Origin of the sequence: Thiolapillus sp. (assembly GCF_048562965.1) — a bacterium.
In the GTDB taxonomy this organism is placed as follows: domain Bacteria; phylum Pseudomonadota; class Gammaproteobacteria; order Chromatiales; family Chromatiaceae; genus Thiolapillus; species Thiolapillus brandeum_A.
Window position 1 is genome coordinate 1 of sequence record NZ_JBHNMF010001290.1, and the last position, 721, is coordinate 721.

General features: G+C 50.5%; 1 protein-coding gene and 1 pseudogene. One reads left to right on the forward strand and one right to left on the reverse strand.

Translation table 11 applies throughout. The features are described 5' to 3' along the window. Positions 1-136, forward strand: a pseudogene (locus ACOCD2_RS23885) (IS481 family transposase); the annotation flags it as partial. Between the two features lie 272 nt (positions 137-408). On the opposite strand, the gene ACOCD2_RS23890 reads toward ACOCD2_RS23885, so the two are convergent. Next, on the reverse strand, positions 409-721 hold a 313-nt coding region (locus ACOCD2_RS23890), incomplete at its 5' end, for a hypothetical protein (RefSeq protein WP_293653953.1).

Genomic DNA, 721 nt, shown 5'->3' on the forward strand with positions numbered 1-721 from the left:
CTACCATGTCCCGCAGAAAAACATCGGGCACATCACGCCCATTCAGGCGCTTAAGGATTGGCACAAAAAACAACCGGAATTATTCAAAAAGAAAATCTATGATCTATCGGGACTTGACAACGCCGTTATTTGGTAGTGTCGCGAAGACCATGCATTACTGGAAGTATCCCCAAGTCAGAAAGGTTTCAAACCGAATCTATTACTAAGAGGTGCATGATAGTCCGCACATTGACAAGCTATTCGAGATGATGAAATGACACTCGCCTGTAGGTCGGACTTCAGTCCGACACACAACGGTGGATTGTCGGGCTAAAGCCCGACCTACAATCACAACGATTCTGCACATATTAGTAAGGTGTTTCCTGTCGGTGAATGTCTCGGGAACCAGCAAGCAGTAAAACATGAAGATTAAAAAGGAAGCAGACCATGTCCCAACACAACTCTGAAGGAAAACAATGGCTGTGGCTGTTGATCGCGGGATTTGTTCTTGTGATTGCCGGCCAGTTTCTTGTTGATGTGGAGGGCTGGCTGAAGGCAGCGCTGTTGGGCGTGGGTGGTCTGATGATCGTTCGCTGCCAGCCATGGAGAGCGAAGCGAAGTCTGGTAGTCCCCAGTAGCCGCGAGGCCGCACTGTTTTCCCGGCGTGCCTTGCGCCAGAGGGAAAACAAAGTAGGCCTCCGAACGCGGCGTCCAGTCATATGGGAGCCAAGTACGGAGCAGC